The sequence below is a fragment of the Kitasatospora sp. NPDC059462 genome, from assembly GCF_042749955.1.
Lineage (GTDB): Bacteria > Actinomycetota > Actinomycetes > Streptomycetales > Streptomycetaceae > Kitasatospora.
On record NZ_JBHYUU010000059.1, the window covers coordinates 1 to 25,214 of the forward strand.

The window sequence follows — 25,214 nt, forward strand, 5'->3', positions numbered from 1 at the left end:
CAGGCTGTGACCGGCACGGCCACCCCGGGGCCCGGCCCCACCCGGGCCCCGGGGCCCGAGGTCAGGCGCCGCCGAGCACGACGAGCTGCCGGGTCGCCCGGGTCATCGCGACATAGCGGTCGACCGCGCCCGCGACGCCCGCACCGAAGGACGCCGGCTCGACGAGCACCACGAGGTCGAACTCCAGCCCCTTCGCCAGTTCCGGCGTGAGCGCCCGGATCCGGGGCGTCTCCCGGAACTCCGCGCGGCACGTCGCCCCGAACTCCGCCGTGAACGCCGCGTCGCCGATCACGCAGGCCGTGCCCTCGGCGTGCGCGTCCAGCCAGGCGCCGAGCACGCCGTCCAGCTCCGCGACCGTCCCGCGGGTGACCGGCACCCCGCTGCGCCGGACCGAGGTGGGCACGTTGGCGTCCGGCAGCGCGGCCCGGATCACCGGCTCGGCCTCGGCCATGACCTCCTCCGGCGTGCGGTAGTTGACCCTCAGCGAGGCGACCTCGGTGCGGTCCAGGCCGATCCGCGCCAGGCGCTCCTGCCAGGACTCGGCGAAGCCGTCCCGGGCCTGGGCGCGGTCCCCGACGATGGTGAAGCTCCGGGACGGGCAGCGCAGCAGCAGCATCTGCCACTCGGCGTCGGTCAGCTCCTGCGCCTCGTCCACGACGATGTGGGCGAACGGGCCGGCCAGCCGGTCCGGGGCGTCGGCGGGCAGCGCGCTCCCGTCGACCAGGGTGTCCTTCAGGTCCTGGCCGCGCAGCATGGTGACCGCCGCCTCGCCGTCGTCGTCGGCCGCGAGGATGTCCGTGATGACGTCGGCCATCCTGGCGCGCTCGGCGGCGACGGCGGCCTCCTGGCGGCGCTTGCGCCGGGCGGCCTCCGGGTCGCCGAGCCGCTGCCGCGCGGCGTCCAGGACCGGCAGGTCGGAGACCGTCCAGGCCTGCGCCTCGGCGCGCTGCAGCCGGCGCACCTCGTCGGGGGTGAGCCAGGGGGCGCACAGCCGCAGGTAGGCGGGCACCGTCCACAGGTCGCCGACCACGTCGGCGGCCTCCAGCAGCGGCCAGGCGCGGTTCAGGGTGGTGACCAGTTCCTCGTCGCGCCGCAGCGAGCGCAGGAAGGTCTCGACCGGGATGTCCTCGCCGCCGTCCACCTTGGCCAGCAGCAGTTCGGCCAGCTCCGCCCAGATCTCCTCGCGCGCCTCGTTGTGCGGGGTGCCGGGACCGGGTGCCTCGAAGGCCTCCGCCCAGTCGTCGGCGCTCAGCCAGAGGTCCTCCCAGTCCGTCGAGACGGTCATCCCCTCGCCCGGGGGCTCCTCGTAGATCCGCACCGCCTTCTCCACCGCCCGCACCATCTCCGCCGAGGACTTCAGCCGCGCCACCTCGGGATCGCGCTCGACCGCGGCGTCCGCGCCCTCGGCGACGAGGTCCCGTACGGTGCAGGTCCGCACGCCCTCCTCGCCGAGGCTCGGCAGCACGTCGGCGACGTAGTCCAGGTAGGGCTGGTGCGGTCCGACGAACAGCAGGCCGCCGCGGCGGTGACCGAGCCGGGGGTCCGCGTACAGCAGATAGGCGGAGCGGTGCAGGGCGACCACCGTCTTGCCGGTGCCGGGACCGCCGTCGACGACCAGCGCGCCGCGCGAGCCGGCCCGCACGATGGCGTCCTGGTCCGCCTGGATGGTGGCCAGCACGTCCCGCATCCGCGCCGAACGGCTGCCGCCGAGGGTGGCGACGAACGCGGACTGGTCGTCGAGGGCGGCGTGCCCCTCCAGGCCCTCGGCGGTGAACACCTCGTCCCAGTAGTCGGTGATCCGGCCGTCCGTCCAGCGGTAGCGGCGCCGGCTGGCCAGGCCCGTCGGGCCCGCGTGGGTGGCGGCGAAGAACGGCTCGGCGGCCGGCGAACGCCAGTCGATCAGCAGCCGGCGGCCCTCGCTGTCGGTCAGGCCGAGGCGGCCGATGTACACCGGGGCCCCGCCGTCCGCCGGGACGATCCGGCCCAGGCACAGGTCCAGGCCGAAGCGGCGCAGCGCGCGCAGCCGGCCGGTCAGGCGGTGGACCTCCGCGTCCCGGTCCATCGCGGCCCGGCCGGCGCCGCCGGGCGCCCGCAGGGCGGCGTCGAGCTGGTCGGAGACCTCGGTGACCGCCCGCTCCAGGCTCTCCGCGACGGCGGCGAAGTGCCGCTCGTCCTGGGCGACCAGCGCCGGGTCGGCCTTGGCGGAGAGACGGTCGGGGAGGTCGAACACGCTGGTGGCGAAGGTGGTCAGGGACGTCATGGCAGCGGCTCCGGTCCTGGATTCCGACACATGCTGATGCACTGCGCAAAGCTCCCGAGTGTGCTGGTTCCGGCTTCGGTCGACGATTGTGCGCCAGGACCGGGGCCTTGCGGCAAGACCCCCCGTGCGCTATACGTTGAGAGTGGCAAGGAGAGCGTGACGCCCTTCCGCCCCTGCCTCCCTCCCCTCCTCCGGTACCGGCCCCGCGCGCGGAAACCCCCCCGGTGAGCGGCGTGACGACCGGTCATACTGGCTGGTGCCCCTGGCCCGGGCGCCGACCGGCGCACCCCGGGACCGACCGCGCCCCCAGAACCCGTGCCCCAGACCAGTACCGCAGACCCGTGCCCCCGACCGGCGTGCCGGACCGGCGGGCCGGCCCTGCGCCCCAGACCGGAGGACCCGATGAGCCGCGACCTGCCGACCACCGTTCCGCCGGGCCCCGCACCGGCGCAGCCGTGGAACCGGCAGCGGTTGCGCAGCAACAACGAGTGGCTGCTGCTCGAACGGCTGCGCCTCGGCGGCCCGTCCTCGCGCGCCCAACTCGCCCGCGACACCGGCCTGTCCAAGCCCACCGTCTCCGCCGCCCTGGCCGCCCTCGAACACGCCGGACTGGCCCGCGAGGCCGGCCGGTTCATCCCCGAGCGCGGGCGCTCCGCCGTCCTGTACGAGCCCGATCCGCTCGCCGGGCACGTCCTCGGCGTCGACATCGGCCGGGCCCGGCTGCGGGTCGCCGTCGCCGACCTCGCCGGGGACATCGTGGCCCGCCGTGACGTCCCCAACGAGGGGCGGACGGCGGACGCCGTCGCCGACGCGGTGGTGGCCGCCGCCCGCGAGGCCACCGACGAGGCCGGTGTGACGGCGGCGGACATCGTGCATGCGGTGATCGGCACGCCCGGCGTCTGGGACGAGCAGCGGCGCGGCGTGCGGTACGCCACCAGCCTGCCGGGCTGGGGCAGACCCGGGCTCTTCGACCGGATAGCGGACGGGCTGTCGACCACGATCACCGTCGGCAACGACGCCAACCTCGCCGCGCTCGGCGAGTACACGCTCGGCGCGGGCCGGGGGAGCGGCAGCCGGATGTTCGCCTACGTGCTCGTCGGCACCGGCCTCGGCGTGGGCGTGGTCAAGGACGGCGAGCCGCTGGTCGGCGCGCACGGCGCGCTGGGCGAAGTGGGCCTGGTCCCGCTCCCGCCGTCCCCCGACGGGACGCCCGGCGGCACCGTCGAGCAGGCCGCGGCGGCGGACGCCGTCGTCCGCACCGCCCTCGACCTCGGGATGACCGGTCCGCTGACGGCCAAGGAGGTCTTCGACGCGGCGCGGTCCGGCGACCCGCTGGCGGGCGCCGCGGTGCAGCGTGCGGCCGGTCAACTCGCCTACGCGGTGGCGGTGCTGTCGGCCGTTCTGGACCCGGACCTGATCGTCCTGGGCGGCGGCATCGGCGGCAGCGCCGACCTGCTGCTCGACCCCCTCGGCCGGACGCTGCAGCACCTCAGTCCGATGCGCCCCACCCTCGCGCCGAGCAGCCTCGGCGAGGAGGCCGTCCTCCTGGGCGCCGTCGCCACCGCCCTCGACCGCGCCCGGCCCGAGGTCTTCGAACGGCGCTCGGCGCTGGTGGACTGAGTGACCGGCGGACCGGGCGGGCGGCGGGTCGGCCGGCCGGGATTCCTTTTCCGTTTCCGGTCAGGTCGTGAAATCACCGCCCGCCGTTCCGAGGATCAGCCGGGAGGGAGCGATCGGCGTGTCGAATCCGATCGCGGCGACGACGAAGAAGGAGATGCCGATACCGAAGGCGACCGAATGCGGCTGGTCGAGGTTGAACGTGTTCTGGCCGTCCAGTCCGCCGCGGTGGTCGCCCTCGAAGGCGAGGTTCTCGAATTGCTGGACGGGCGCGGAACCGTCCCACACGTGGAGCCGGGTGACCTGCCCGAATCCGACGTCCGTGCTGAACAGGATGAAGACCCTGACCAGGTTGGTCCGCACGTCGTCGACGATCACCGGCGTGGGCACGGTGATGTGGAACCAACTGGTCTTTCCCGGCGTGATGTCGACGTCGGAGCCCCACCCGAAGTGCCCGTTGCGGCTGAGATTCTCGGGATTCTCCACCGTCATGGCGTTCCCGTGGATCCAACTCGCTTGCAACGCCACAAGACCCACCTCCTAGGCAGGTTATGTCTTTTTTCTTTCAGTCTCACACTCCGGAGTCGCGGCTTTCAAGGGCCGGACCCCGCCTACTTTCCGCTGCCGAAATCCGATGACCGATTCGGAGAGTAATGCCCGCCCGGTCATGGGGACGGGTGGTCTCGTCGAACGCCCGCGCCTGGGGCACTCTTGTCGTGCCGTCATGGACGGATCCCGTCCGGCCCCGCCTGCGGCACCGAGATCCAGGAGGTCCCCGTGTCCCGTCACACCGCGAGGGAGATCGGCGGCTGCGAGGAACTGCGGGCCCGCTGCGGGGGCGACGCGCTGTGCCTGTGGGCGGCGCAGGGCCTGGACGGGCGCAGCCGGGCCTGGTCGAGCGACGACGGCCGTGCGGTGGTCGTCGCCGGGGCGGACCTGCTGGCCCGGGCGCGGGCGGTGGTGTGGGGAGCCCCGGACGCGGCGGTCCCGTTGCTGCGGCAGGTGATGGCCGGGGCGGGGTGGGCGTGCCGGCCGCTCGGCGACCGGAGCCTGATCGAGGTGGTCGTCCGGGAGATCCCGGGGCTGACGGCCTCCGGACCCTTCGGCTGGATGGACCGGCACGGCCCGCCGGATGACGGCCTGCCGGATGACGGTGGGGCGGGCTGGCTCCCGGCGGGTGCGCTGGGCGAGGTGGGACGGCTCGTCCGCACGAGCTTCCCGGATTCCTACGCGAAGCCGGGGGTGCCCGGCGTCGAGCGGTGGGCGGGGGTGCGGGACTCCGCGGGCCGGCTGGCGGCGGTGGGGGCGTTCGCCTGGTGCGCGCCCACGGTCGGCTTCCTCTCCGGTGTCGCCGTGCACCCGGCGGCGCGCCGGCGCGGGTTCGGGCGGCAGGTCGGCGGCTTCCTCGTCGCCGAGGCGCTGAAGGCCCACGGGACGGTGGCGCTGATGGTGGACGACTGGAACGACGCCGCCCGCGGGCTCTACGAAGGCCTCGGCCTGCGGTACCGCCCCCTGGGCGCGGCGTCGGTCCGCGGGTGAGCGGTGGCTGATTCCCGTCGCAAGCATGGCTGGGATTGGCGGTATGTGATCAGACCTGTTCATTGATCGACGCTCCGTGATCGGCAGGTCTCGATCTGCTTACAAGTGCTTGAACTATGGACAGATCGTGTGGCCGGTCTGATTGACTCGCGAACCTCTTTCAAACGGAACGGAGCGTTCACGTCCATGCCTTCACGGATGCGCGGCGGTCGTCGCGGCCTGGCCGCCGTCGCCGGACTCGTCTTCACGGTCGGCCTCGCGCTGACCGGTTGTGACCCCACGACCGGCGACACCGCCACCGTCGCGGCCACCACGCCGGCGGTCACGGCCGCGGTCACCACCCCGGCGGCGCCGCCCGCACCGGCGACTCCCACGCCGGAGCTGACCCCCGCACCGGTCGCCCCGCCGGTGGCCCCGCCGGTGGAGACGCAGCCGCCGGCGCCGGAACCGCCCGCCGCCGCGCCCGCGCCGACCACCCCCGCGGCGCCGCCGAAGGCGCAGCCGACCAGGACCGCCGCCCCCGCCACCACCCCCAAGCCGCAGCCGACGCCCACCAAGGCCGAGCCGCAGCCCAAGGTCACGACCGCCCAGCCGCCGACCGACCCCGACCCGGCGCCCGCCGAGACCAAGGCCGCGGCGGCCACCGGTGACTGCGAGATCAAGTCCAACGCCGGCAACTGCTACAAGGCGGGCCAGTTCTGCCGCAACGACGACCTCGGCAGGAGCACCCACGAGGCGGGCGGCCGGGTGATCACCTGCCGGATGGTCAGCGGCAAGCCGCACTGGCAGGCGTGAGCCCGGCCCGGGTCCCCGGCGGCTCAGGGCCGTTCGGCGAGCGTGCTCCAGAACAGCCGCTCGTAGGCCTGTAGCAGCCGGCCGTACTCGCGGGCGGCGTCGAGGTCCGGACCGGCGGTCGATCCCGCCGGTCCGAGCGCCTCGGCCGCCGCCCGCTCCAGCGCGGTCGCGGGCTGCGCGAAGAAGTCGAAGAACGCGCACGCCTCGTCCCCGAACCCGTGGAACCGGCGCAGCGCCGCGGCCAGCGTGGCGCAGTACCCGCCCCAGGCCGCGAAGTTGGCCACCAGCGCCGCCGCCACGGCGGGCGGCCGCCCGTTCAGCGCCAGCCATGCCAGATACGCCGGGTAGGCCTGGCACCCCGGCAGCGGCGCCTGCGCGGCAGCCGGTCCGCAGGCCGCCGCCAGCGCGGGCAGCGTGCGCAGCGCGGCGCTCTCGCCGTCCGCCAGCCCGGCGAACCACGCGCCCAACGGCTCGTCCGCGCACCGGGTGGCGAGCAGCAGCAGACTGCGCCGGTCGGAGGTGATGACCCGCCGCTGCTGCGCCGCCAGCTCGGCGAGCACCGCGAGCCGCCCCCGGCCCGCCGCGAACTGCGCCACCACCTCGGGCGGTTCCTCGCCGCTCGGGGTCAACTCGTCCCGTAGCCCGCGCAGGTGCCGCTCGGCAGCGAGCTCCGGCTGGTTCGGCTGGTCGGTCGGCATGCACGGCCTCCGCATCGTCGGTCCGCCCCCGGCTCCATTCCTACCCGCCCCGGCCCCGACGGCGGAACCGCCGTCCCGGTGGATCACCGGCCGGCGTGCGCGCCCGGCAGCGCGGCGGGACGATGGAAGCGACGGGGGATCCGTGGGACGCGGCGTCCCGGCCGACGCGGGACGGCGGGAAGGACATCCGGCATGGCTACCGTGACGAAGGACGACCCGAACTGCAGCGCGGAGATCATCTTCACCGGCAACATCGGCCTCCGTCCGTTCATCGAGAATCCCGACACGCTGCTCCCGCCGCCCCACGCCACGGCGGTGCTGAACATCGACGTGCTGGCGGCCACCGGGTTCGAGAACACGCTCTTCGAGGACATCGAGGTCGTCCTGGAGATCAAGGGCCCGCCCGGCGTCCGGTTCGTGGAGTACTCGGAGCGCCCCAACTGGCACTGGGGCAACCCCGACGGCGCCGGCGGCTGGGTGGAGGTCCTCCGGGGCACGCCCACCACGCGCCTGCGCATGCGGCTCGACGAGGGCAAGCTGCTCCGCCCCGCCCCGGTCGACGGGCTCACCTTCTACACCGGCCTGTCCGCATTCCCGGTCGACGGCACGCTCGACCTCGCTGCGGTGGCCACGGCGCGGCGGGTCACCGAGACGGCGCAGACCTGCTCCATCGAGGTCACGGGCCTGAAGGAGGGCGAGACGCTCCGCGGACGGCGCAGCTGAGCGGTCGCGCGGGACGCGCGCGGGCAGGCGGCAGGGGACACGGGCCGCCCGGACCGGGCCAACCGTCGCCGGGCCGGGTGGAGCCGAGTTCTACGGCCCGCCCCGGGCTTCCGCGCGACAGCCGCGCGTAGGTCTCGGATCCTCCTCGGCCGGCCGGCGCAGGGCGGCGGCAGCCCGGGCCCCGGGCGCGGTGCCGTCGTCCGGGATGTCCCAGCTGAACCGGAGGGCCCGGTCGGGCCGTTCCGGTGTTCCGGACGCCGGGCCCGGCAGGTACCAGAAGGTGACCACGGTGGTGCCGGGGTCGTCGAGGCCGGTGCCGACCCGGCCCGGGCGGGCGTCCCACCGGCCCAGCAGGTCCGGACGCTCGATCGGCCCCGCCCCGATCGGGCGGGCGACGGTGCGGGCCGGCCATGACCAGGAGCGGTCGCTCCCGGCCCTCGCGACCTCCGCGTCGTAGAGCCGGGCGTCGAACCGGTAGGACGGCAGCCCGGGTCCGCCGGGCCCGGCCGCGGTCCGTCTCCGGTCCTCCCGCACCACCTGGTCCCCGTCCCGCCGGATGGTGACGTGGAGGGCGCCGCAGCACCCCTCCGTGCAGGACACCTCGGCGAGCCGCACCTCGCGGGCGTGCGCCCGGGCCCGCAGCAGGCCGTCGTCCGGCAACGGCCCCGGCCCCGCCCGCAGCCCCGAGCGGGGCCGTCGATGAGCACCCGGGTCTGCCGTGCCCGTGCCCGTGCCCCGGCCCGTCCCCGTGCCCCGGCCCGTGCCCACCGTGCACTCCCGGGGCACCACCCGTGCGCCCACGGGCACGTCCGCCCGCCCGGCCCGGCCTAGGGTCCGAATCCGAACCCCCGACCCCCACCCGCAACGGACCGGTATGAGCACCATGACCACCCCTGCCCGGCGCCCGGCGGACGACTCGGCGTGGGCCCCGCTCGCGGGCCGCGTCTTCCGCGCCCTGTGGATCGCCCAACTCGTCTCCAACGTCGGCAGCTGGATGCAGACCGTCGGCGCCCAGTGGCTGCTGGTCGGCCACGACGCCGCCCTGCTGGCCCTGGTGCAGACCGCCGCGAGCCTGCCGGTCGTCCTGCTGGCGCTGCCCGCCGGCGTGCTGGCCGACCGCCGCGACCGGCGCTCGGTGCTGGTCGCCGCGCAGGTCGTGATGCTCCTCGTCGCGACCGTCCTCGCGGTGCTGGCCTTCGCCGGTGCGCTGACCCCCGGCCCGCTGCTCGGCCTGACCTTCCTGCTCGGCTGCGGCACCGCCGTGATGGGCCCGGCCTGGCAGGCCGTCCAGCCGGAGCTGGTGGAGCGCCGGCAGCTGGGGCAGGCGGCGGCGCTCGGCGCCGTCAACATGAACCTGGCGCGGGCGGTCGGCCCGGCGGTCGGCGGCGCGGTGGTCGCGGCGGCCGGCGCGGGCTGGGTGTTCGCCTTCAACGCCGCCTCCTACCTCTGCGTCCTGGTGGTGCTGCTGCGCTGGCACCGGACGGCGCCCCAGGACGGACCGGCCGGCGGGGCCGAAGGCCTGCTGGCGGCCGTGCACGCGGGGCGCCGCTACATCCGGTACGCGCCGGGGGTGCGGCGGGTGCTGCTGCGCACCGCGCTGTTCGTGCCCGGCGCGGGCGCGCTCTGGGCGCTGCTGCCGCTGGTCGCGCGCCGCTCGCTGGGCCTCGGCCCGGGCGGCTACGGCCTGCTGCTCGGGGCGGTCGGCGTCGGCGCGGTGGGCGGGGCGTTCGCGCTGCCGCTGCTGCGGCGCCGGCTCGGGGCCAACGGCACCCTGGTCGCGGGGACGATCGCCCTCGCCGGGGTGCTGGCGGTGCTGGCGACCGTCCGCCTGCCCTGGCTGGTCGGCCTCGCCCTGCTGCCCGCCGGCGTGGCCTGGATCGGGGTGCTGTCCACCCTCAACGCGGCGGTCCAGACCCGGCTGCCCGGCTGGGTGCGGGCCCGTGGCCTGGCCGTCCAGCTGCTGGTCTTCCAGGGCGGCCAGGCCCTGGCGGCCCCGCTGTGGGGGGTGCTGGCCGAGCGTCACGGACCGGGCGTCGCGCTGCTGACCGCCGGCGCGGTGCTGCTGGCGGGGGCGGTGGGCGCCCGCCGGCTGCCGCTGTACGACGGCGACGGGGTCGACCCGACGCCCTCCGGCCACTGGCCGCGGCCGCCCCTGGTGGTCGAACCGGCCCACGCGGACGGACCGGTGCTGGTCACCGTCGAGTACCGGGTGGAGCCGGAGCAGCGGGCCGCCTTCACCGGGCGGATGCGCCGGGTCGCCGCCTCGCGCCGCCGCACCGGCGCCCTCAGCTGGGGCCTCTACCAGGACGGCGGCGAGCCCGAGCGGTTCGTCGAGACCTATCTCGTCTCCTCCTGGGCGGAGCACCTGGCCCAGCACGACGGCCGGCTCACCGCCGCCGACCGCCGCGACGAGGAGGAGGCCCGCTCCCTGCTGCGCCCGGGCACCGCGCCCGCGGTGACGCACGCCTTCGACGTCTCGGCCGGCCCGCTCCCGCCGGCCACGGGCGCCCGGGACCCCGGCCCGTCGGCGGCGTGAGGATCTGCGGCAGGACACGGCCCGAACGGATCACCGTGAAGGCCGGGGGCGGCTCCCCGGGCGGCGCCGCAGGCGGCGCAGCGCCCCGACGGCGACGATCAGCCAGACGGCCGCCGCCACCCAGAGCAGCGCCCGGCCGAGCGGCTCCAGCCAGTCCACCCGGGCGGCGGTGGCGGTCGACAGCGCCGCCACCGCCGTCATGCCCAGCGGGAAGACCGTCGACCAGCGCCGCAGGTCGTAGCGGAGCCGGGGCCGCAGCAGCTCGGCGACGGCCAGCACCGCGTACCAGGCCAGCGCGACGCCGAGCAGCACCAGCGTCACCACCCGCAGCGCGGTGTGCGCCCCACCGCTCCACACCCCGCAGGCGAGCAGCTTGGACGCGGCCAGCGCGGAGATCGCCATCGCCCCGCCGGCCACCCAGTGGTCGCCCGCCCCCTCCGTCACCTGGCGCAGGTCGAAGCGGAACAGCGCGTCCCCGTACAGGAGCAGGCCGAGCACGAAGACCGGCAGCGCCGCCCGGGCGAGCCAGTCGGCGGTGTGCGGGGCGAGGGTGGCGGCGAGCACGGCCAGGCCCTGGGTGGCGACGCAGATCAGGAAGGCCGCGCCCGGCAGCCTGCGGCCGAGGTGGCGCAGCACGGAGGTCAGCAGCACCGGCCAGGCGAGGGCCGCGACGACGAGCAGCGCCTCGGCGGCCGCCGTCCGGCCCAGCTGGTCCACGCGCACGCCGAGCACGGTCGTGGCGGCGACCGCGGTGAGCGCGGGCGGAGCCTGCGAGCGGGCCGTCCAGCCGCCGGGGTCGCCGAGCAGCAGGGCGGTGAAGGCGAGCGCCAGCAGCAGCCAGAGCACGCCGGCGATCCAGAGGTCCGCGATCGACAGGGCGTCGAAGCCGGCGAGGTGGAAGCCGACCGAGATGATGCCGGTCGCCATCACCGCCGCGCCGGTCGCCGGCGGGACCGCGTCCCACCGCGGGCGGCTCCGTACGTTCATGGCTCCATCGCAGCGCCCGGGCGGGGACCCGGCCACCGGACGCGCCCGGACCGGGGCGCCGGTCGACGGCCGGTCACCCGGCAGGACCCCTCCGGGGTGCAGCGGTGCGGCCGGGCGGTTTCGATGGGCACACGGTCCGGCCCGGAAGCGGAGGGTGCCACGTGCGGGAGCCGACGAGCGAGTCCGGGAGCGCGGCGACGAGCGAGCCCGGTGCCGCGTTCCTCAGGGCGGGCCGGTTCTTCCGCCCCGGGACGCCCGCACCGGACCTGCACAGCGTCCGGCTGACCGGCGGGCGGGCGGCGGACGCCTTCTACCGGGACCGCTGGAGCCACGACAAGGTGGTGTACTCCACCCACGGCGTCAACTGCACCGGCTCCTGCCGCTGGAAGGTCTTCGTCAAGGACGGCATCATCACCTGGGAGACCCAGGCCACCGACTACCCGTCCGTCGGCCCCGACCGCCCCGAGTACGAGCCGCGCGGCTGTCCGCGCGGCGCCGCGTTCTCCTGGTACACCTACTCGCCCACCCGGGTGCGCCACCCCTACGTGCGCGGCGTGCTGCTGGAGCAGTACCGGGAGGCGCGGGCCCGGCTGGGGGACCCGGTGGCGGCCTGGGCGGACATCCAGGCCGACCCCGGGCGCCGTCGCGCCTACCAGCGGGCCCGTGGCAAGGGCGGCCTGGTGCGGGCGGGTTGGGACGAGGCGGTGGAGATCGTCGCCGCCGCGCACGTGCACACCGTGAAGACCCACGGCCCGGACCGGATCGCCGGGTTCTCGCCGATCCCGGCGATGTCGATGGTCTCGCACGCGGCCGGCGCCCGCTTCCACGCGCTGATCGGCGCCGCCATGCTCTCGTTCTACGACTGGTACGCCGACCTGCCGGTGGCCTCCCCGCAGGTGTTCGGCGACCAGACCGACGTGCCCGAGTCGGGGGACTGGTGGGACGCCGCCTACCTGGTGATGTGGGGCTCCAACGTCCCGGTCACCCGCACCCCGGACGCGCACTGGATGGCCGAGGCCCGCTACCGCGGCCAGAAGGTGGTGGCGGTCTCCCCGGACTACGCGGACAACACCAAGTTCGCCGACGAGTGGCTGCACCCCCACCCGGGCACCGACGCCGCCCTCGCCCTCGCCATGGGCCACGTGATCCTGCGGGAGTTCTTCGTCGAGCGCACCACCCCGTTCTTCGACGACTACGTCCGCCGCTTCACCGACCTGCCGTTCCTGGTCACCCTGACCGAACGGGACGGCGCCTTCGTCCCCGCCAAGTTCCTGCGCGCGAGCGACCTCGGCGACACCGGCGAGGGCGCCGACTGGAAGCTCGCCGTCCTGGACGAGGCGACCGGCCGCCCCGCCGTGCCCAACGGCTCGCTGGGCTTCCGCTGGACCGCCTCCGGCGAGGGCCGCTGGAACCTCGACCTGGAGGACCTGCGCCCGCGGCTGACCCTGCACGGGGACGACGCCGCCGCCCCCGTCGAGGTGCTGCTGCCGCGCTTCGACACCGAGGGCGGCGCGCACGGCCAGGGCCGCGGCGACACCGTCCGCCGGGGCGTGCCCGCGCTGCGGCTGGCCGGCGGCGCGCTGGTCACCACCGTCTACGACCTGCTGCTCGCCCAGTACGGCGTCGGCCGCGAAGGGCTGCCCGGCCGCTGGCCCGCCTCCTACGACGACCCGGACACCCCCGGCACCCCCGCCTGGCAGGAGCGCCACACCTCGGTGCCCGCCGCCCAGGCCGTCCGGGTGGCACGGGAGTTCGCGCGCACCGCCGAGGAGTCCCGGGGCCGCTGCATGATCCTGATGGGCGCCGGCACCAACCACTGGTTCCACTCCGAGACCATCTACCGGACCTTCCTCGCCCTGCTCGCCCTGACCGGCTGCCAGGGCCGCAACGGCGGCGGCTGGGCGCACTACGTCGGCCAGGAGAAGTGCCGGCCGATCACCGGCTGGGCGACCCTGGCCGGGGCCACCGACTGGTCCCGCCCGCCCCGGCAGGCGATCGGCACCGGCTGGTTCTTCCTGCACACCGACCAGTGGCGCTACGACACCTACCCGGCGGACGTCCTGGCCTCCCCGCTCGGCACCGGCCGCTTCCGGGGCCTGGCCACCGTCGACCTGCTGGCCCGCGCCGCCCGGCTCGGCTGGATGCCCTCCTACCCGACCTTCGACCGCAACCCGCTCGACCTCGTGGACGAGGCCCGCGCGCTCGGCCGCGACCCGAAGGAGCACGTCGTCGCCGAACTGCGCTCCGGGCGGCTCGGGTTCGCCTGCGAGGACCCGGACGACCCGGCCAACTGGCCCCGGGTGCTGACGCTGTGGCGGGCCAACCTGCTCGGCTCCTCCGCCAAGGGCGCCGAGTACTTCACCAAACACCTGCTGGGCACCCACTCCTCGCTGCGCGCCCGGGAGGCCGGCGAGGACCTGCGGCCGCGCGACGTGCGCCGGCCCGCCGAGGCCCCCGAGGGCAAACTCGACCTGCTGCTCTCGCTGGACTTCCGGATGACCTCCTCCACCCTGCTCTCCGACGTCGTGCTGCCCGCCGCCACCTGGTACGAGAAGCACGACCTGTCCTCCACCGACATGCACCCCTACGTGCACTCCTTCGCCCCCGCCGTCGACCCGCCCTGGCAGGCCCGCACCGACTTCGACGCCTTCCACGCGATCGCCGCGCGGTTCAGCGAACTCGCCCGCGACCACCTGGGCACCCGGCACGACCTGGTCGCCACCGCGCTGCAGCACGACACCCCCGGCGAGACCGCCCAGCCCGGTGGCACCGACCTGGACTGGCGGGACGGCGCCTGCGAGCCCGTCCCCGGCGTCACGATGCCGAACCTCGCCGTCGTCGAACGCGACTACACCGCGGTGTCGGCCAAGATGGCCTCGCTCGGCCCGCTGGCCGAACGGCTCGGCCTGCCCGCCAAGGGCGTGGTGCTGCACCCGGAGGAGGAGGTCGAGCAGCTCAAGGCCCGCAACGGCGTGGTCCGCGGCGGCCCCGCCGACGGCCGTCCGGCCCTGGACACCGCCGTCAAGGCCTGCGACACCGTCCTCGCTCTCTCCGGCACCACCAACGGCCGGCTCGCCACCCAGGGCTTCCGCGCCCTGGAGCGGCGCACCGGACGGGAGCTGGCGCACCTGGCCGCCGAGCACGAGGGCCGCCGGATCTCCTACGCCGACACCCAGGCCGCCCCCGCCCCGGTCATCACCTCGCCCGAGTGGTCCGGCAGCGAGGCCGGCGGGCGCCGCTACAGCCCGTTCACCCTCAACACCGAGCACCTCAAGCCCTGGCACACGCTCAGCGGCCGCCAGCACTTCTTCGTCGACCACGACTGGATGCACGAACTCGGCGAGGCCCTGCCGGTCTACCGCCCGCCGCTGGACATCCGCCGGCTGTTCGGCGAGCCCGCCCTCGGGCCCGACGGGCAGCGGGAGGTGACCGTCCGCTACCTCACCCCGCACAACAAGTGGTCCATCCACTCCGAGTACCAGGACAACCTGTTCATGCTCGCGCTCTCCCGCGGCGGGCAGGTGATCTGGATGTCGGCCGAGGACGCCGCCGCCATCGGCGTCGCCGACAACGACTGGATCGAGGCCGTCAACCGCAACGGCGTCGTCGTCGCCCGCGCCGTCGTCTCGCACCGCATGCCGCCCGGCACCGTCTACATGCACCACGCCCAGGAGCGCACCGTCAACGTGCCCCGCGCCGAGACCGGCGGACGGCGCGGCGGCATCCACAACTCGCTGACCAGGGTGCTGCTCAAGCCCACCCACCTGATCGGCGGCTACGCCCAGCTCTCCTGGGCGTTCAACTACCTCGGCCCGACCGGGAACCAGCGCGACGAGGTGACGGTCGTCCGCCGGCGCCGCCAGGAGGTGCGGTACTGATGCGCGTGATGGCCCAGCTCGCCATGGTGATGAACCTCGACAAGTGCATCGGCTGCCACACCTGTTCGGTCACCTGCAAGCAGACCTGGACCAACCGGCAGGGCACCGAGTACGTCTGGTTCAACAACGTCGAGACCCGCCCCGGCCTCGGCTACCCGCGTCGCTACGAGGACCAGGACACCTGGCGCGGCGGCTGGCGCCTCGACCGGCGCGGACGGCTCAAGCTGCGCCAGGGCGGACGGCTGTACAAGCTCGCCACGATCTTCGCCAACCCCGTGATGCCCACCCTCCAGGACTACTACGAGCCCTGGACGTACGACTACCGCACGCTGACCGACGCCCCGCTCGGCGAGGACTACCCCGTCGCCCGCCCCCACTCGCTGATCACCGGCCGCCCGATGTCCGTCGAGTGGTCGCCCAACTGGGACGACGACCTCGGCGGCGCCCCCGAGCACGCCGCCGCCGACCCCAACGTCGAGCGGATGCGGCGGGAGGTGGGCGAGCGGATCCGCTTCCAGTACGAGCAGAGCTTCATGTTCTACCTGCCCCGGATCTGCGAGCACTGCCTCAACCCGGCCTGCGCCGCCGCCTGCCCGTCCGGCGCGATCTACAAGCGGGCCGAGGACGGCATCGTGCTCGTCGACCAGGACGGCTGCCGGGGCTGGCGCCAGTGCGTCACCGGCTGCCCGTACAAGAAGATCTACTTCAACCACCGCACCGGCAAGGCCGAGAAGTGCACCTTCTGCTACCCGCGCACCGAGGTCGGCCTGCCCACCGTCTGCTCCGAGACCTGTGTCGGGCGGCTGCGCTACCTCGGCGTGCTGCTGTACGACGCCGACGGGGTCACCGCCGCCGCCTCCGTCGAGGACGAACGCGACCTGTACGAGGCCCAGCTGGGCGTCCTCCTGGACCCGGAGGACCCCGGGGTGCGGCGCGCCGCCGAACGCGACGGCATCCCGCACGACTGGCTGGAGGCCGCCCGCCGCTCGCCCGTGCACGCGCTCGTCAGCACCTACCGGGTCGCGCTGCCGCTCCACCCCGAGTACCGCACCCTGCCGATGGTCTGGTACATCCCGCCACTCTCCCCGGTCGTCGAGGAGGTCGCCGCCGCCGGCCACGACGGCGAGGACGCGGGGAACCTCTTCGGCGCGATCGACGCCCTGCGCATCCCCGTGGAGTACCTCGCCGGGCTCTTCACCGCCGGCGACCCCGCACCGGTGCGCGCCGTCCTCGACCGGCTCGCCGCGATGCGCTCCCACATGCGCGCCGTCAACCTCGGCCGCGAGCCCGACCCGGGCGTCGCCGAGGCCGTCGGACTCGACGCCCGCTCCGTCGAGGACCTCTTCCGGCTGCTCGCCGTCGCCAAGTACGAGGACCGCTACGTCATCCCGACCGCCGCCCGCGCCGACGCCGAACGGCTGGAGGAGTCCGCGCTGCCCGCCGGCTGCGGCCTCGACCACGCCGACGGCGCGCCCGACGGCACCGACGGCCCTGTCGGCGCCGGCTCGGGACGGCGCTCGCTGCCGCTGGTCACCGTGGAGAGCTTCCACGCACTGCGCCGGCGCCAGAGCGCCGACCACCCGGCGGCACCCGAGGACGCCGCCGCCGCGCACGAGGAGCCCTCGCCGTGACGGCCGACCCCCGGGCGCTCGTCCGGCGGGCCGCCGCCGACTGCCTCTGCTACCCGGACGCCCCGCTGCTCGCACCGGCCGTCCTGCTGCGGCCGGTCCGGCACGCCTCCGCCGCGCCGCTGCGCACCTTCCTCGACTGGGCCGGGGCCCGCCCCGCCGGTGAACTGGCCCGCCACTACGTCGAGGTGTTCGACTTCACCCAGCGGCACAGCCTGCACCTCAGCTGGTGGACCGACGGCGACACCCGCCGGCGCGGGCAGGCCCTGCTGCGCTTCAAGGCCGCCTACCGGGCGCACGGCCTGGAGTTCGGGGGCGGGGACCAGTTCGAGGGCGGGGAACTGCCCGACTTCCTGCCCGCCGTCCTGGAGTTCACCGCCGCCACCGGCGACGAGACGCTGCTGCGGGGGCACCGGCCCGCCCTGGAACTCCTGCGGCTCGCCCTCGCCGAGCACGGCACGCCGTACGCACACGTGCTCACCGCCGTCTGCGCCACCCTGCCCGGACCCTCGCCCCGGGACCGGGCCGCCGCGCTGGCGCTCGCCCGGGGCGGCCCGCCGAGCGAACGGGTCGGCCTCGACGCCCCGCCGTACGGGCACCTCGGCCTGCTGCCCGTCCTGCCCACCTGACCGGAGAACCGGAGAACCGGAGAACCGCCACCATGGACACCTTCCTCTGGGGCGCGCTGCCGTACGTCGCGGCCGCGCTGCTGGTCTCCGGACTCGTCTGGCGCCACCGCTACGACAGGTTCGGCTGGACCACCCGCTCCTCCGAGCTCTACGAGTCCCGCCTGCTGAACATCGCCTCCCCGGTGTTCCACTACGGCATCCTCTTCGTGCTGGCCGGCCACCTGATGGGCCTGTTCGTGCCCGCCTCCTGGACGGACGCCGTCGGCCTGGACGAGCACGCCTACCACCTGCTGTCGCTGTTCGCCGGCTGCGCGGCGGGCTTCCTGGCCGTCGCCGGGATCCTCGCCCTGCTCCACCGCCGGCGCCGCAACCCCGCGGTGCTGCGCGCCACCACCCGCAACGACAAGCTGATGTACGTGGTGCTGCTCGCGGCGATCGTGCTCGGCCTGGTCGCCAAGCTGATGCACTCCTCGCTCGACTCCGGCTACGACTACCGCTCCACCATCGCCCCGTGGGCCCGCAGCCTGTTCACCCTGAACCCGGACGTGGGCCGGATGGCGGACGTCCCCCTCGCGTTCAAGGTGCACGCCGTGGTCGGCCTGGTGCTGTTCGCGCTGCTGCCCTTCACCCGCCTGGTCCACATGTTCAGCGCCCCGGTGCAGTACCTGTTCCGCCCGTACATCGTCTACCGCAGCCGCGACCCCCGCCGGCCCGCCGGCACCCCGGTGCGGCGCGGCTGGGAGCAGCTCGACGAGTGAGCGCCGCGCCGCGGGCACCCCTGAGCGGGCGGGCGGCTGCCCCGTCCCCCCGCCCCCGGCGGGCCCCCGCCGAAACCCGCTGGTGACGGTGGATCGGGCCCCCGTAGACTCCGGTGCTCGTGACCGACACCAGCACCCCGCCCGACGCCCGTACCGCCGCGCTCCGCCGGGACGCCGAGCTGATCGCCGCCGCCGTGGAAGCCGCCGGGCGCGGCCTGGTCGACCGCGAGACGGTCGCCGAGGCGGTCGCGCTCTGCGCCGTCGCCGGGGAGCACCTGCTGGTCGTCGGCCCGCCCGGCACCGCCAAGTCGCAGGCCGTGCGGCGGGTGGCCGGTCAGTTCGGCGGCCGCTACTTCGAGTACCTGCTCGGCCGGTTCACCGAACCCAACGAGCTGTTCGGGCCCGTCGACCTGCGCAGCCTGCGCGAGGGCCGGGTCGAGTTCGAGACGGCGGGGATGCTGCCCGAGGCCGAGATCGCCTTCCTCGACGAGGTCTTCCTCGGCTCCACGGCCGTCCTCAACACCCTGCTCGGCCTGCTCAACGAACGGGTCTTCCGGCGCGGCGGCACCGTCCTCGCCAGCCCGCTGCGGGTCTGCGTCGGCGCGGCCAACCACCTGCCGGAGGACCCGGCGCTCGCCGCCTTCGCCGACCGCTTCCTCGCCCGGGTCTTCGTCGAGCCGGTCGTCGACGCCCGGCTGGAGGAGCTGCTGGAGTCCGGACGGCGGCCCGCCGCCCCCGTTCCGGCCGGCGCGGGGGACCTGCTCGGCGCGCTGGACCGCCTCGCCGACGCCGCCCGCGGCTGCGACCTCGACGACGTCACCCCGCTGCTCGCCACCGCGCTGCGCCGGCTGCGCGCGGCCGGAGTGCCCGTCGGCGACCGGCGGGCCGTCCGCTCGCAGCGGCTGGTCGCGGCCGCCGCCGTGCTGGACGGGCGGGGCGTCGCCACCGCCCGCGACCTGTGGGTGCTGCCGCTGGTCGCCCCCACCGCCGACACCCAGGCGCTGGCCCGGGACACCCTCGCCGACCTCGTCGAGAAGGCCGCCAACGCATCCCTCGCGCACGCCGCCGAGGAGCTCTCCCGCAGCACGGCCGCCCGCGCCGAACGGCTCGCCCGCACCGGGGCCGCCCTGCTGGCCGAGCACCGCGGGCTGCCCGACGGGCGGGACTCCCGGCTGCGCCTGGAGGCCGCGCTGCGCGAGATCGACGCCGGGTTCGCCCCCGCCGACCTGCCCGCCGCGCTCGCCGGCATACGCGCCGAACTCGTCGCCGCGGTCGCTCCCTCGTGACGGCCGCCCGCCCCGCCCCACCCGCCGTGGCGCTCGGCTGGGAACGCCGCGAGCCGCCGCTGCCCGCCGCCGCCGTCCTCGCCGTCGGCGACGCCGTCGCGGCGCTGGCCGTCGCCACCCGCGCCCGGCTCGCCGACGGTGCCCGGCTCGGCGTGCTCGCCGACGCCACCGCGCTGCTGGTCCTCGGCGAGCCCGACGACCTCCCGTGGTCGGACGGCGCCCGCTACCTCGGCCGCGACGGCGAACTGCTGGTCCCGACCACCGCCCGCCCCCGGCCGGCCGCCGCGCTCTGGCGCGCCGCGCTCGGCGCCGAACCCGGCGAGCTCTGCGTGCTCACCCCCGACCACGCCCTCGTCGCCGCCCCGCCGGCCCCCGCCACCGACCCGCAGGCGCTCACGCCCTGGACCGGGGAGGCCGGACGATGAGCGGGACCCGCCTCCCGGCCGCCCTGGCGCCCTGGGCCGGCGCGCTGTCCGCGCTCACCCCCGAACTCGCCGCCGCCCTCGGGCCGCTGCTGCGCCGCCTCGACGCGCTGGTCGCCGAGCGCGAGCCGGTGACCGACGGCCCGGGGGAGCCGGACGGCCTGGGCGGACTCGGCCGCTCCGGGCCGCCCGACCGGCTGCTGCCCTCCGAGTGGCTGCTCGCCGAGGAGCACCCCGAGGAGTTCCTGCGCCGCTTCGCCGACCGTGAACTCCTCTACCTCGAACCGGAGTTCCGCACCGCGAAGCCGCGCGGCCGGACGGTGGCGATGGTGGACGCCGGGCCCTCGCAGGCCGGCGCCGGGCGGCTGGTCCAGCTGGCCGCGCTGCTCGTGCTGCACCGCCGGGCCGCCGCCCGGGGCGGCGACCTGCTGGTGGGCGTCCTCGGCGACGAGCCCGTGCACTGGTTCGGCGGCGAGCCGGCCGACCTGCTGCCCGCCTGGCTCGCGGCCCGCCGCACCGCCGAACCCACCCCCGAGGACGTCGAGTTCGCGGCCGCCACGCTGGACGCCGCCGACCGGGCCTGGCTGCTCACCTCGCCCCGGCTCGCCGACCGGCTCCCCGCCCTGCCCCGGGTGCTGGTGAGCGAGCCGGCCCGCTGGGGCCCGGCGGGCGCCACCCACGTCACCGTCCGGCTCGACCGCGCGGAGTTCGAACTGCCGCTGCCCGCCGCCGACATCGCCGTCCGGACGCTGCGCGGCGCGGAGTTCCGGCGCACCGGCCCGACGGCGGCCGCGCCGTCGCCGACAACCGGACCGTCCGGGCGGTCGCTGCCCGCGTTCACCACCGAGGCGCCGTTCCTGCTCGCCCGCGGCCGGGACGCGGGAACGCTCCGCTCGGTGGACGTGCGCGACGTCGAGCAGCGGCACCGGGGCGCCGTGCAGTCCAGGACGCACCGGCTGAACGGCCGGGTGATCGCCGCCGGGCGCACCGGCCGGCGGCTGATCACCCTGAACCTCCACCGCGGCCGGGTGCTGCGCCACGTCATCGGGCGCCCGCTCGCCGGGCCCGCCGAACTCTCCCTCGACCCGGCCCGGCTCGGCCTCGACGAGGGTCTGGTGGCGCGGCTGGCGGACCGCCCCGTGCTGCCGCTGCTGCGCGCCGGGGACGACCTGCTGGTCCCGCTCGCCGGACGCTGGCGGCGGATCGCCCCCGACGGCACGGTCACCGACGACGGTCCGGTCGGGTACGGCACGGAACGCGAACGCGGCTTCGACCGGTTCCGCGAGCCCCGGCTGTTCGGCCGCGCCCTGCCGCCGGAGGCCGCGCGGGCCCGGCACCTGCTGCACGCGGACGGGACGGCGGCCTGGTCGGAGGACGGCAAGCACTGGACGGCGCGGACCCCGCGGGGTGACGAACGGCGGCTGGCGTTCCGGGAGAAGGCCGAGGTGCTCGGCCTGGTCCACGTCGGCCACGAGCCCGCGCTGATCACCTGGTCGCCCGGCGGCCGGCTGGTCCGGGCGATCCGCACCGACGGGGTCCGCACCCTCAGCCGGTTCTCCGGCGGCAGCGTCGCGCCCGCCGTGCACCCCACCCTGCCGCTGATCGCGGCCGAGACCTCGATGGGGCGGCTGGTGGTCGGCAGCGCCCTGTCCGGCCGGATCCACCAGGTGCTCGGGAGTGACGAGTGAACGCCGCGGGATTCGTCCTGGATGTGCCGCTGACCGGTCCGGCGGAGGCCGCCGAGCGCGTCCTCGGCCTCTGGTGCGACGGCGCGGGGCTGCGTGAACTGCCGGACGGGCGATGGCTGCTGACGCTTCCGGAGCCGGTCCGGGTGCGTGCCGACCGGGCTCCCGGCCTGCCGCTGGAGCGCACCGGGCGCGGCGCGCTGGCCGCCCCCGGGGCCGCGCCCGGCGCCACGGCCGGCCAACTCGCGCTCGTCCGGGCCGGGGTGACGGTGGTTCATGCCATCGACCGGCTTCCGGAGGTGGACCCGTCCGGCTGGCTGCTGCTGACCGGCCTCACCCTGCACCGCCCGCGCCCGCTCGGCGTCGCCCCGGTGCCCGAGGCGGCGCCCGTCGAGGAGTCGTTGCCGCCGCGGCCCCGGCCGGACCTGCGGGCGGCGGCCGGCATCCGGCCCGCCTCCGGGCGGGCCCGGCGGCTGACCTCCGGCGCGCCGTCCGGCGGCGGGGCGCGCTCCCGGCGGCGGCGCGGTCCGGAGACCGCCGTCGACGAGCGCACCGCGGCGGTCGTCGTCGTCCTGATGATCGCGCTGCCCCTGTCGCTGGTGGTGCTCTACGGCCTCGGACTGCTCGACGACCACCGCATCGACCCGGGCGGCGTGGTGGTCGCGGCGGCCGTCGCGGCCCTCGCGTACGCGCTGCTCTGCGGCCGGCGCGCGGCCGGGGGCGCGGGCACCGGCACCCGCGGCGACGGCACCCGCGCCGACGGCACCCCGGCCGGTGGTGCCCCCGCCGACGGCGCCGCCGTCCCGCGCCGGACCGTTCCGCTCCGGCTCGGCCACCTGCTGGCCCGCCTCACCCTGCGCACCCCCGCCGCCCGCCTGCTGCGCGGACGGCACGCCCGCTACCTGCGCGACCTCACCCGGGCCTTCGAACAGCACCGCTGGGACGACGCCCTGCGCGACGCCCTGCCGCTCGCCTCCGGGCACCGGGGCGGTGGGACCGCGCGGGTCTGGCTCTCGCTCTCCCTGCCCAAGCGCTTCACCGGCGCCCTGCGCCCCACCCCGGCCGAGGGCCCCGAGGCCTCGGTCACCCCGTTCAGCGGCCCCACGGCCTACCAGCACCTCAGCGCGCTCTACCGGCACGCCGCCGAGCGGCTGGAACAGCAGGGGCGGATCGACGAGGCCGCCTTCGTCCTCGCCGACCTGCTGGACGCGCCCGCCGAGGCCGTCGCCCTGCTCGACCGGCACGAGCGCCCCGCCCAGGCCGCCGAACTCGCCGAGGGCCGCAACCTGCCCGGCGACCAGGTGGTGCGCCTCTGGTGGCGGGCCGGCGAGCACGAGCGCGCCGTCCGCACCGCCCACCGCCGGGGTGTCTTCGCCCGGGCCGTCGAGCGCCTGGCCGCCACCGACCCGCAGGCCGCCCGCGCCCTGCGCGCCGCCTGGGCCGAGCACTGCCGCGCGGCCGGCGACCGGCTGGGCGCCGTCGAGGCGGCCTGGCCGGACGCGGCCCTGCGCCCGACGATCGCCGCCGACCTGCGGGACGCGGTCGCCCTCGGCGGCCCGGTCCGCGGCCGGGCGCTGCCGTACCTGCTCGCCCTGGACGCCGGAGACGCCACCCGGGCCCTCGCCCGCGCCGTCCTCGACGGCGACGGCGACCCGCACACCACGGGCCGCTCCGCCCTCGCGACCGCGCTCGCCGAGCTGCCCGCCGCCGACGCGGCCACCGACCGCGAACTCGCCACCGCCGCCGCCCGGGCCGCCGCCCGTGACGGCGGCTTCGGGGGCGCCCGGGGCAGCGGCCCGGGCGCGATCACCGAGCACGCGCTCTTCGACCGGCTGCTGCGCCGCGCCGACCCGTTGACGGCCGCCGACCTGGCCCGCCCCCGGCCCCGGCCGCTCCCGCCCGCCGCGACCCGCCGGTACACCGCGGCCGACCGGCCGGGCACCCTGCCGGTGCTGGACGCCGCCCGGCTCGCCTCGGGATCCCTGCTGGTCGCCTGCGGCCAGGCCGGGGTCCGGCTGCTCGCCCCCGACGGCCGTGTGCGCGCCCGCTGGGACACCCCCGCCGACCGGCTCGTGCTCGCCGACCACGGCGGCAGCGCCCTGCTGGTCGAGGACCACGGCCCGGAGCTGCGCGGCTTCGCCCGCCTCGACCTCGCCACCCGCACCGTCCGGCCGTGGACCACCCTGCGGGCCCGGCAGCTCGCGCCGTCCTTCGACGGCCGGCACCTGATCGCCTCGGACGGGCGCGAGCTCGTCGTCCTCGACACCCTCACCCCGCGCCCGACCGTGGTGTGGCGCGAACTCGGCGGCGACCAGCGGCTGGTGGGCGGCATCTCGCGCACCCCCGGCGGCTGCGCGGCCGTCGTCCGCTCGCCGCTGCCCGACGGCTCCCCGCTCACCGAGGTGTGGCGCTGGGACCTTCCGGGCTGGGAGCTGCGCGGGCGCCTGCGCGTGGACGACGCCCTCGCGGTGGAGCCCCTCGCCGCCGTCGCCCTCGCCGCCGGAAGCCTGCTCACCGCCACCGCCGGCCCCGGCGCCGCCACCGCGACGGCGCCGGACGACCACACCCTCCTGTACTGGACCTCCGAGCGCCCGGACACCGAACTGCGCATCGACGGCCGGGCTTCGGCCGGCCCCGCCGCCGACGGTGACCACTGGGCGCTCACCGTTCCCGAAGGCGCGGACCTGCGGGTGGACACCGGCACCGGCCAGGCCTCTGCCCCCACGCTCACCCTGCGCTTCCCCGACGCCGCCGGCCCCCGGATCGGCCTGCGCCACCACGCCGGCGCCGTCACCCACTGGCACCGCTCCGGCCGCGTCCTCGCCACCTCCGCCGACGGCTCCACCCTGCTCGCCAACCTCCGGGTGACCACCGGCTGACGGCCCCGCCTTCACCCCCTGGGCGGGCCGGGGGATCAGGGTCTGTCTCTTGGATCCTTGCCGGGTCCGCGACGCCTGGGCACGCACGCCCCCAGCCTCCGGCCGGGAGGTACCCCCACGCCGCGTTGTCGTCGGTCGCCAATGGCCCCCAGCCTGGCGGCCGGGAGGTGCCCCCACCGCAGTGGCTCCCTCCTCCGCCTTGCGATGCACGCACCCAGACGCCGCGGCCTGATCCGACAAAATCCAAGAGACAGACCCCAGGCGGACCGCGCTCCCGGGGAGGACTACCCTACGAACATGCGCCGCTACCCGGTGCGGCCGTCGAGGAGGACTCCTGTGTCGTCGCCCTGTGACCCCGCCTACGCCCGCGCCGGCGATGTGAGCACCGCCGTCATGGTGATGGACTCCCGGCTCAAGGCCATCTACGACGGCAGGACCGGCGTCGACCCCGAACAGCAGCGGCTGACCGACGAGTTCGCGGCCTCGATGGGCCCGGAGGAGGCGGACGAGCTGCTGGACGGCGTCTGCACGCTCATCTACATGTACATGGACTGGCTGCGGACGGTCTGCGAGCGGCACGACAAGGACGTCATCGAGCACGTGGTGCCGACCCTGGTCGCCACCATGCGGATGATGCCCAACACCTTCCGCCCCGAGGTCGTCCCCACCATGGCCGGCCTCCTGATCGCCGCCGGCACCGGCCTCAGCCCCAACCTCTGGCGGGCCCAGTACGGCGACTGGACCCGCGCCGAGCTGAACCCGCTGGAGGCCACCGCCGTCATCCTCGCCGAGCACATCAACCGCATCGTCGGCGACGACCAGGAGTTCGCGACCCGTCTGATCACGGACGCCCTGGCCGTCACCGACGACAACTGACCGCCGGCCCGCCGGCCC

The 25,214-nt window shown here is 76.3% G+C and carries 19 protein-coding genes; 14 read left to right on the forward strand and 5 right to left on the reverse strand.

The genetic code is table 11. The features are described from left to right. Positions 1–61 precede the first annotated feature (61 nt). Complete coding sequence (gene helR / locus ACFXAM_RS17335; RefSeq protein ID WP_380292041.1) at positions 62–2,260, reverse strand: RNA polymerase recycling motor ATPase HelR; 2,199 nt, start codon at positions 2,258–2,260, stop codon at positions 62–64. A 402-nt stretch (positions 2,261–2,662) separates the two neighbouring features. On the opposite strand from helR, the gene ACFXAM_RS17340 reads away from it, so the two are divergent. Then, complete coding sequence (locus tag ACFXAM_RS17340; RefSeq protein WP_380292043.1) at positions 2,663–3,880, forward strand: ROK family transcriptional regulator; 1,218 nt, start codon at positions 2,663–2,665, stop codon at positions 3,878–3,880. A 60-nt stretch (positions 3,881–3,940) separates the two neighbouring features. Here the strand turns inward: ACFXAM_RS17340 and ACFXAM_RS17345 are convergent, their stop codons facing one another. Beyond that, on the reverse strand, positions 3,941–4,414 hold the full coding sequence (locus ACFXAM_RS17345; protein WP_380292045.1) for a DUF6623 family protein: 474 nt from the start codon (positions 4,412–4,414) through the stop codon (positions 3,941–3,943). A 240-nt stretch (positions 4,415–4,654) separates the two neighbouring features. Here ACFXAM_RS17345 and ACFXAM_RS17350 point away from each other — a divergent pair, with 240 nt between their 5' ends. Both ACFXAM_RS17350 and ACFXAM_RS17355 read left to right on the forward strand, forming a co-directional pair. Further along, on the forward strand, positions 4,655–5,416 hold the full coding sequence (locus ACFXAM_RS17350; RefSeq protein WP_380292047.1) for a GNAT family N-acetyltransferase: 762 nt from the start codon (positions 4,655–4,657) through the stop codon (positions 5,414–5,416). Between the two features lie 186 nt (positions 5,417–5,602). After that, a complete protein-coding gene (locus ACFXAM_RS17355; RefSeq protein ID WP_380292049.1) occupies positions 5,603–6,211 on the forward strand; it encodes a hypothetical protein in 609 nt (202 codons plus the stop codon). Between the two features lie 23 nt (positions 6,212–6,234). Here the strand turns inward: ACFXAM_RS17355 and ACFXAM_RS17360 are convergent, their stop codons facing one another. Continuing rightward, positions 6,235–6,909 carry a transcriptional regulator gene (locus ACFXAM_RS17360; RefSeq protein WP_380292051.1) on the reverse strand — a complete coding sequence of 225 codons (675 nt, stop codon included), beginning with the start codon at positions 6,907–6,909 and terminating at the stop codon, positions 6,235–6,237. A 192-nt stretch (positions 6,910–7,101) separates the two neighbouring features. Between ACFXAM_RS17360 and ACFXAM_RS17365 the strand changes: the two genes are divergently transcribed. Continuing rightward, positions 7,102–7,632: a hypothetical protein gene (locus ACFXAM_RS17365; RefSeq protein WP_380292053.1), complete on the forward strand. Its 531-nt coding sequence runs from the start codon at positions 7,102–7,104 to the stop codon at positions 7,630–7,632. 90 nt (positions 7,633–7,722) lie between these two features. Here the strand turns inward: ACFXAM_RS17365 and ACFXAM_RS17370 are convergent, their stop codons facing one another. Beyond that, positions 7,723–8,292 carry a hypothetical protein gene (locus ACFXAM_RS17370; RefSeq protein ID WP_380292055.1) on the reverse strand — a complete coding sequence of 190 codons (570 nt, stop codon included), beginning with the start codon at positions 8,290–8,292 and terminating at the stop codon, positions 7,723–7,725. 214 nt (positions 8,293–8,506) lie between these two features. Here ACFXAM_RS17370 and ACFXAM_RS17375 point away from each other — a divergent pair, with 214 nt between their 5' ends. Further along, the gene (locus ACFXAM_RS17375) at positions 8,507–10,168 is read left to right on the forward strand and encodes an MFS transporter (RefSeq protein ID WP_380292057.1); all 1,662 of its coding nucleotides are present in this window, start codon (positions 8,507–8,509) and stop codon (positions 10,166–10,168) included. A gap of 30 nt (positions 10,169–10,198) precedes the next feature. Here the strand turns inward: ACFXAM_RS17375 and ACFXAM_RS17380 are convergent, their stop codons facing one another. Continuing rightward, positions 10,199–11,155 carry a tellurite resistance/C4-dicarboxylate transporter family protein gene (locus ACFXAM_RS17380; RefSeq protein WP_380292059.1) on the reverse strand — a complete coding sequence of 319 codons (957 nt, stop codon included), beginning with the start codon at positions 11,153–11,155 and terminating at the stop codon, positions 10,199–10,201. Between the two features lie 161 nt (positions 11,156–11,316). Between ACFXAM_RS17380 and ACFXAM_RS17385 the strand changes: the two genes are divergently transcribed. From ACFXAM_RS17385 to ACFXAM_RS17425, 9 genes are all read left to right on the forward strand, one after another. Beyond that, entirely contained in the window at positions 11,317–15,033 is a 3,717-nt protein-coding gene (locus tag ACFXAM_RS17385; protein WP_380292061.1) for a nitrate reductase subunit alpha, read from the forward strand. Then, entirely contained in the window at positions 15,033–16,664 is a 1,632-nt protein-coding gene (gene narH, locus ACFXAM_RS17390) for a nitrate reductase subunit beta (protein WP_380292063.1), read from the forward strand. The genes ACFXAM_RS17385 and narH overlap by 1 nt, the downstream gene beginning before the upstream one ends. Further along, positions 16,661–17,290: a nitrate reductase molybdenum cofactor assembly chaperone gene (gene narJ, locus ACFXAM_RS17395; protein ID WP_380292065.1), complete on the forward strand. Its 630-nt coding sequence runs from the start codon at positions 16,661–16,663 to the stop codon at positions 17,288–17,290. The genes narH and narJ overlap by 4 nt, the downstream gene beginning before the upstream one ends. Before the next feature lie 32 nt (positions 17,291–17,322). Next, the gene (narI, locus tag ACFXAM_RS17400) at positions 17,323–18,048 is read left to right on the forward strand and encodes a respiratory nitrate reductase subunit gamma (protein ID WP_380292067.1); all 726 of its coding nucleotides are present in this window, start codon (positions 17,323–17,325) and stop codon (positions 18,046–18,048) included. Positions 18,049–18,167: 119 nt separating this feature from the next. Next, entirely contained in the window at positions 18,168–19,334 is a 1,167-nt protein-coding gene (locus ACFXAM_RS17405) for an AAA family ATPase (protein ID WP_380292069.1), read from the forward strand. After that, complete coding sequence (locus tag ACFXAM_RS17410; RefSeq protein WP_380292071.1) at positions 19,331–19,759, forward strand: hypothetical protein; 429 nt, start codon at positions 19,331–19,333, stop codon at positions 19,757–19,759. Before ACFXAM_RS17405 ends, ACFXAM_RS17410 begins: the two co-directional genes overlap by 4 nt. Beyond that, entirely contained in the window at positions 19,756–21,444 is a 1,689-nt protein-coding gene (locus tag ACFXAM_RS17415; RefSeq protein WP_380292073.1) for a hypothetical protein, read from the forward strand. Before ACFXAM_RS17410 ends, ACFXAM_RS17415 begins: the two co-directional genes overlap by 4 nt. Beyond that, positions 21,441–24,320, forward strand: a complete 2,880-nt coding sequence (locus ACFXAM_RS17420; RefSeq protein WP_380292075.1) for a bpX6 domain-containing protein — start codon at positions 21,441–21,443, stop codon at positions 24,318–24,320. Before ACFXAM_RS17415 ends, ACFXAM_RS17420 begins: the two co-directional genes overlap by 4 nt. Before the next feature lie 336 nt (positions 24,321–24,656). Then, positions 24,657–25,196, forward strand: coding sequence for a hypothetical protein (locus ACFXAM_RS17425; RefSeq protein ID WP_380292077.1), 540 nt, complete (start codon positions 24,657–24,659; stop codon positions 25,194–25,196). Positions 25,197–25,214 lie beyond the last annotated feature (18 nt).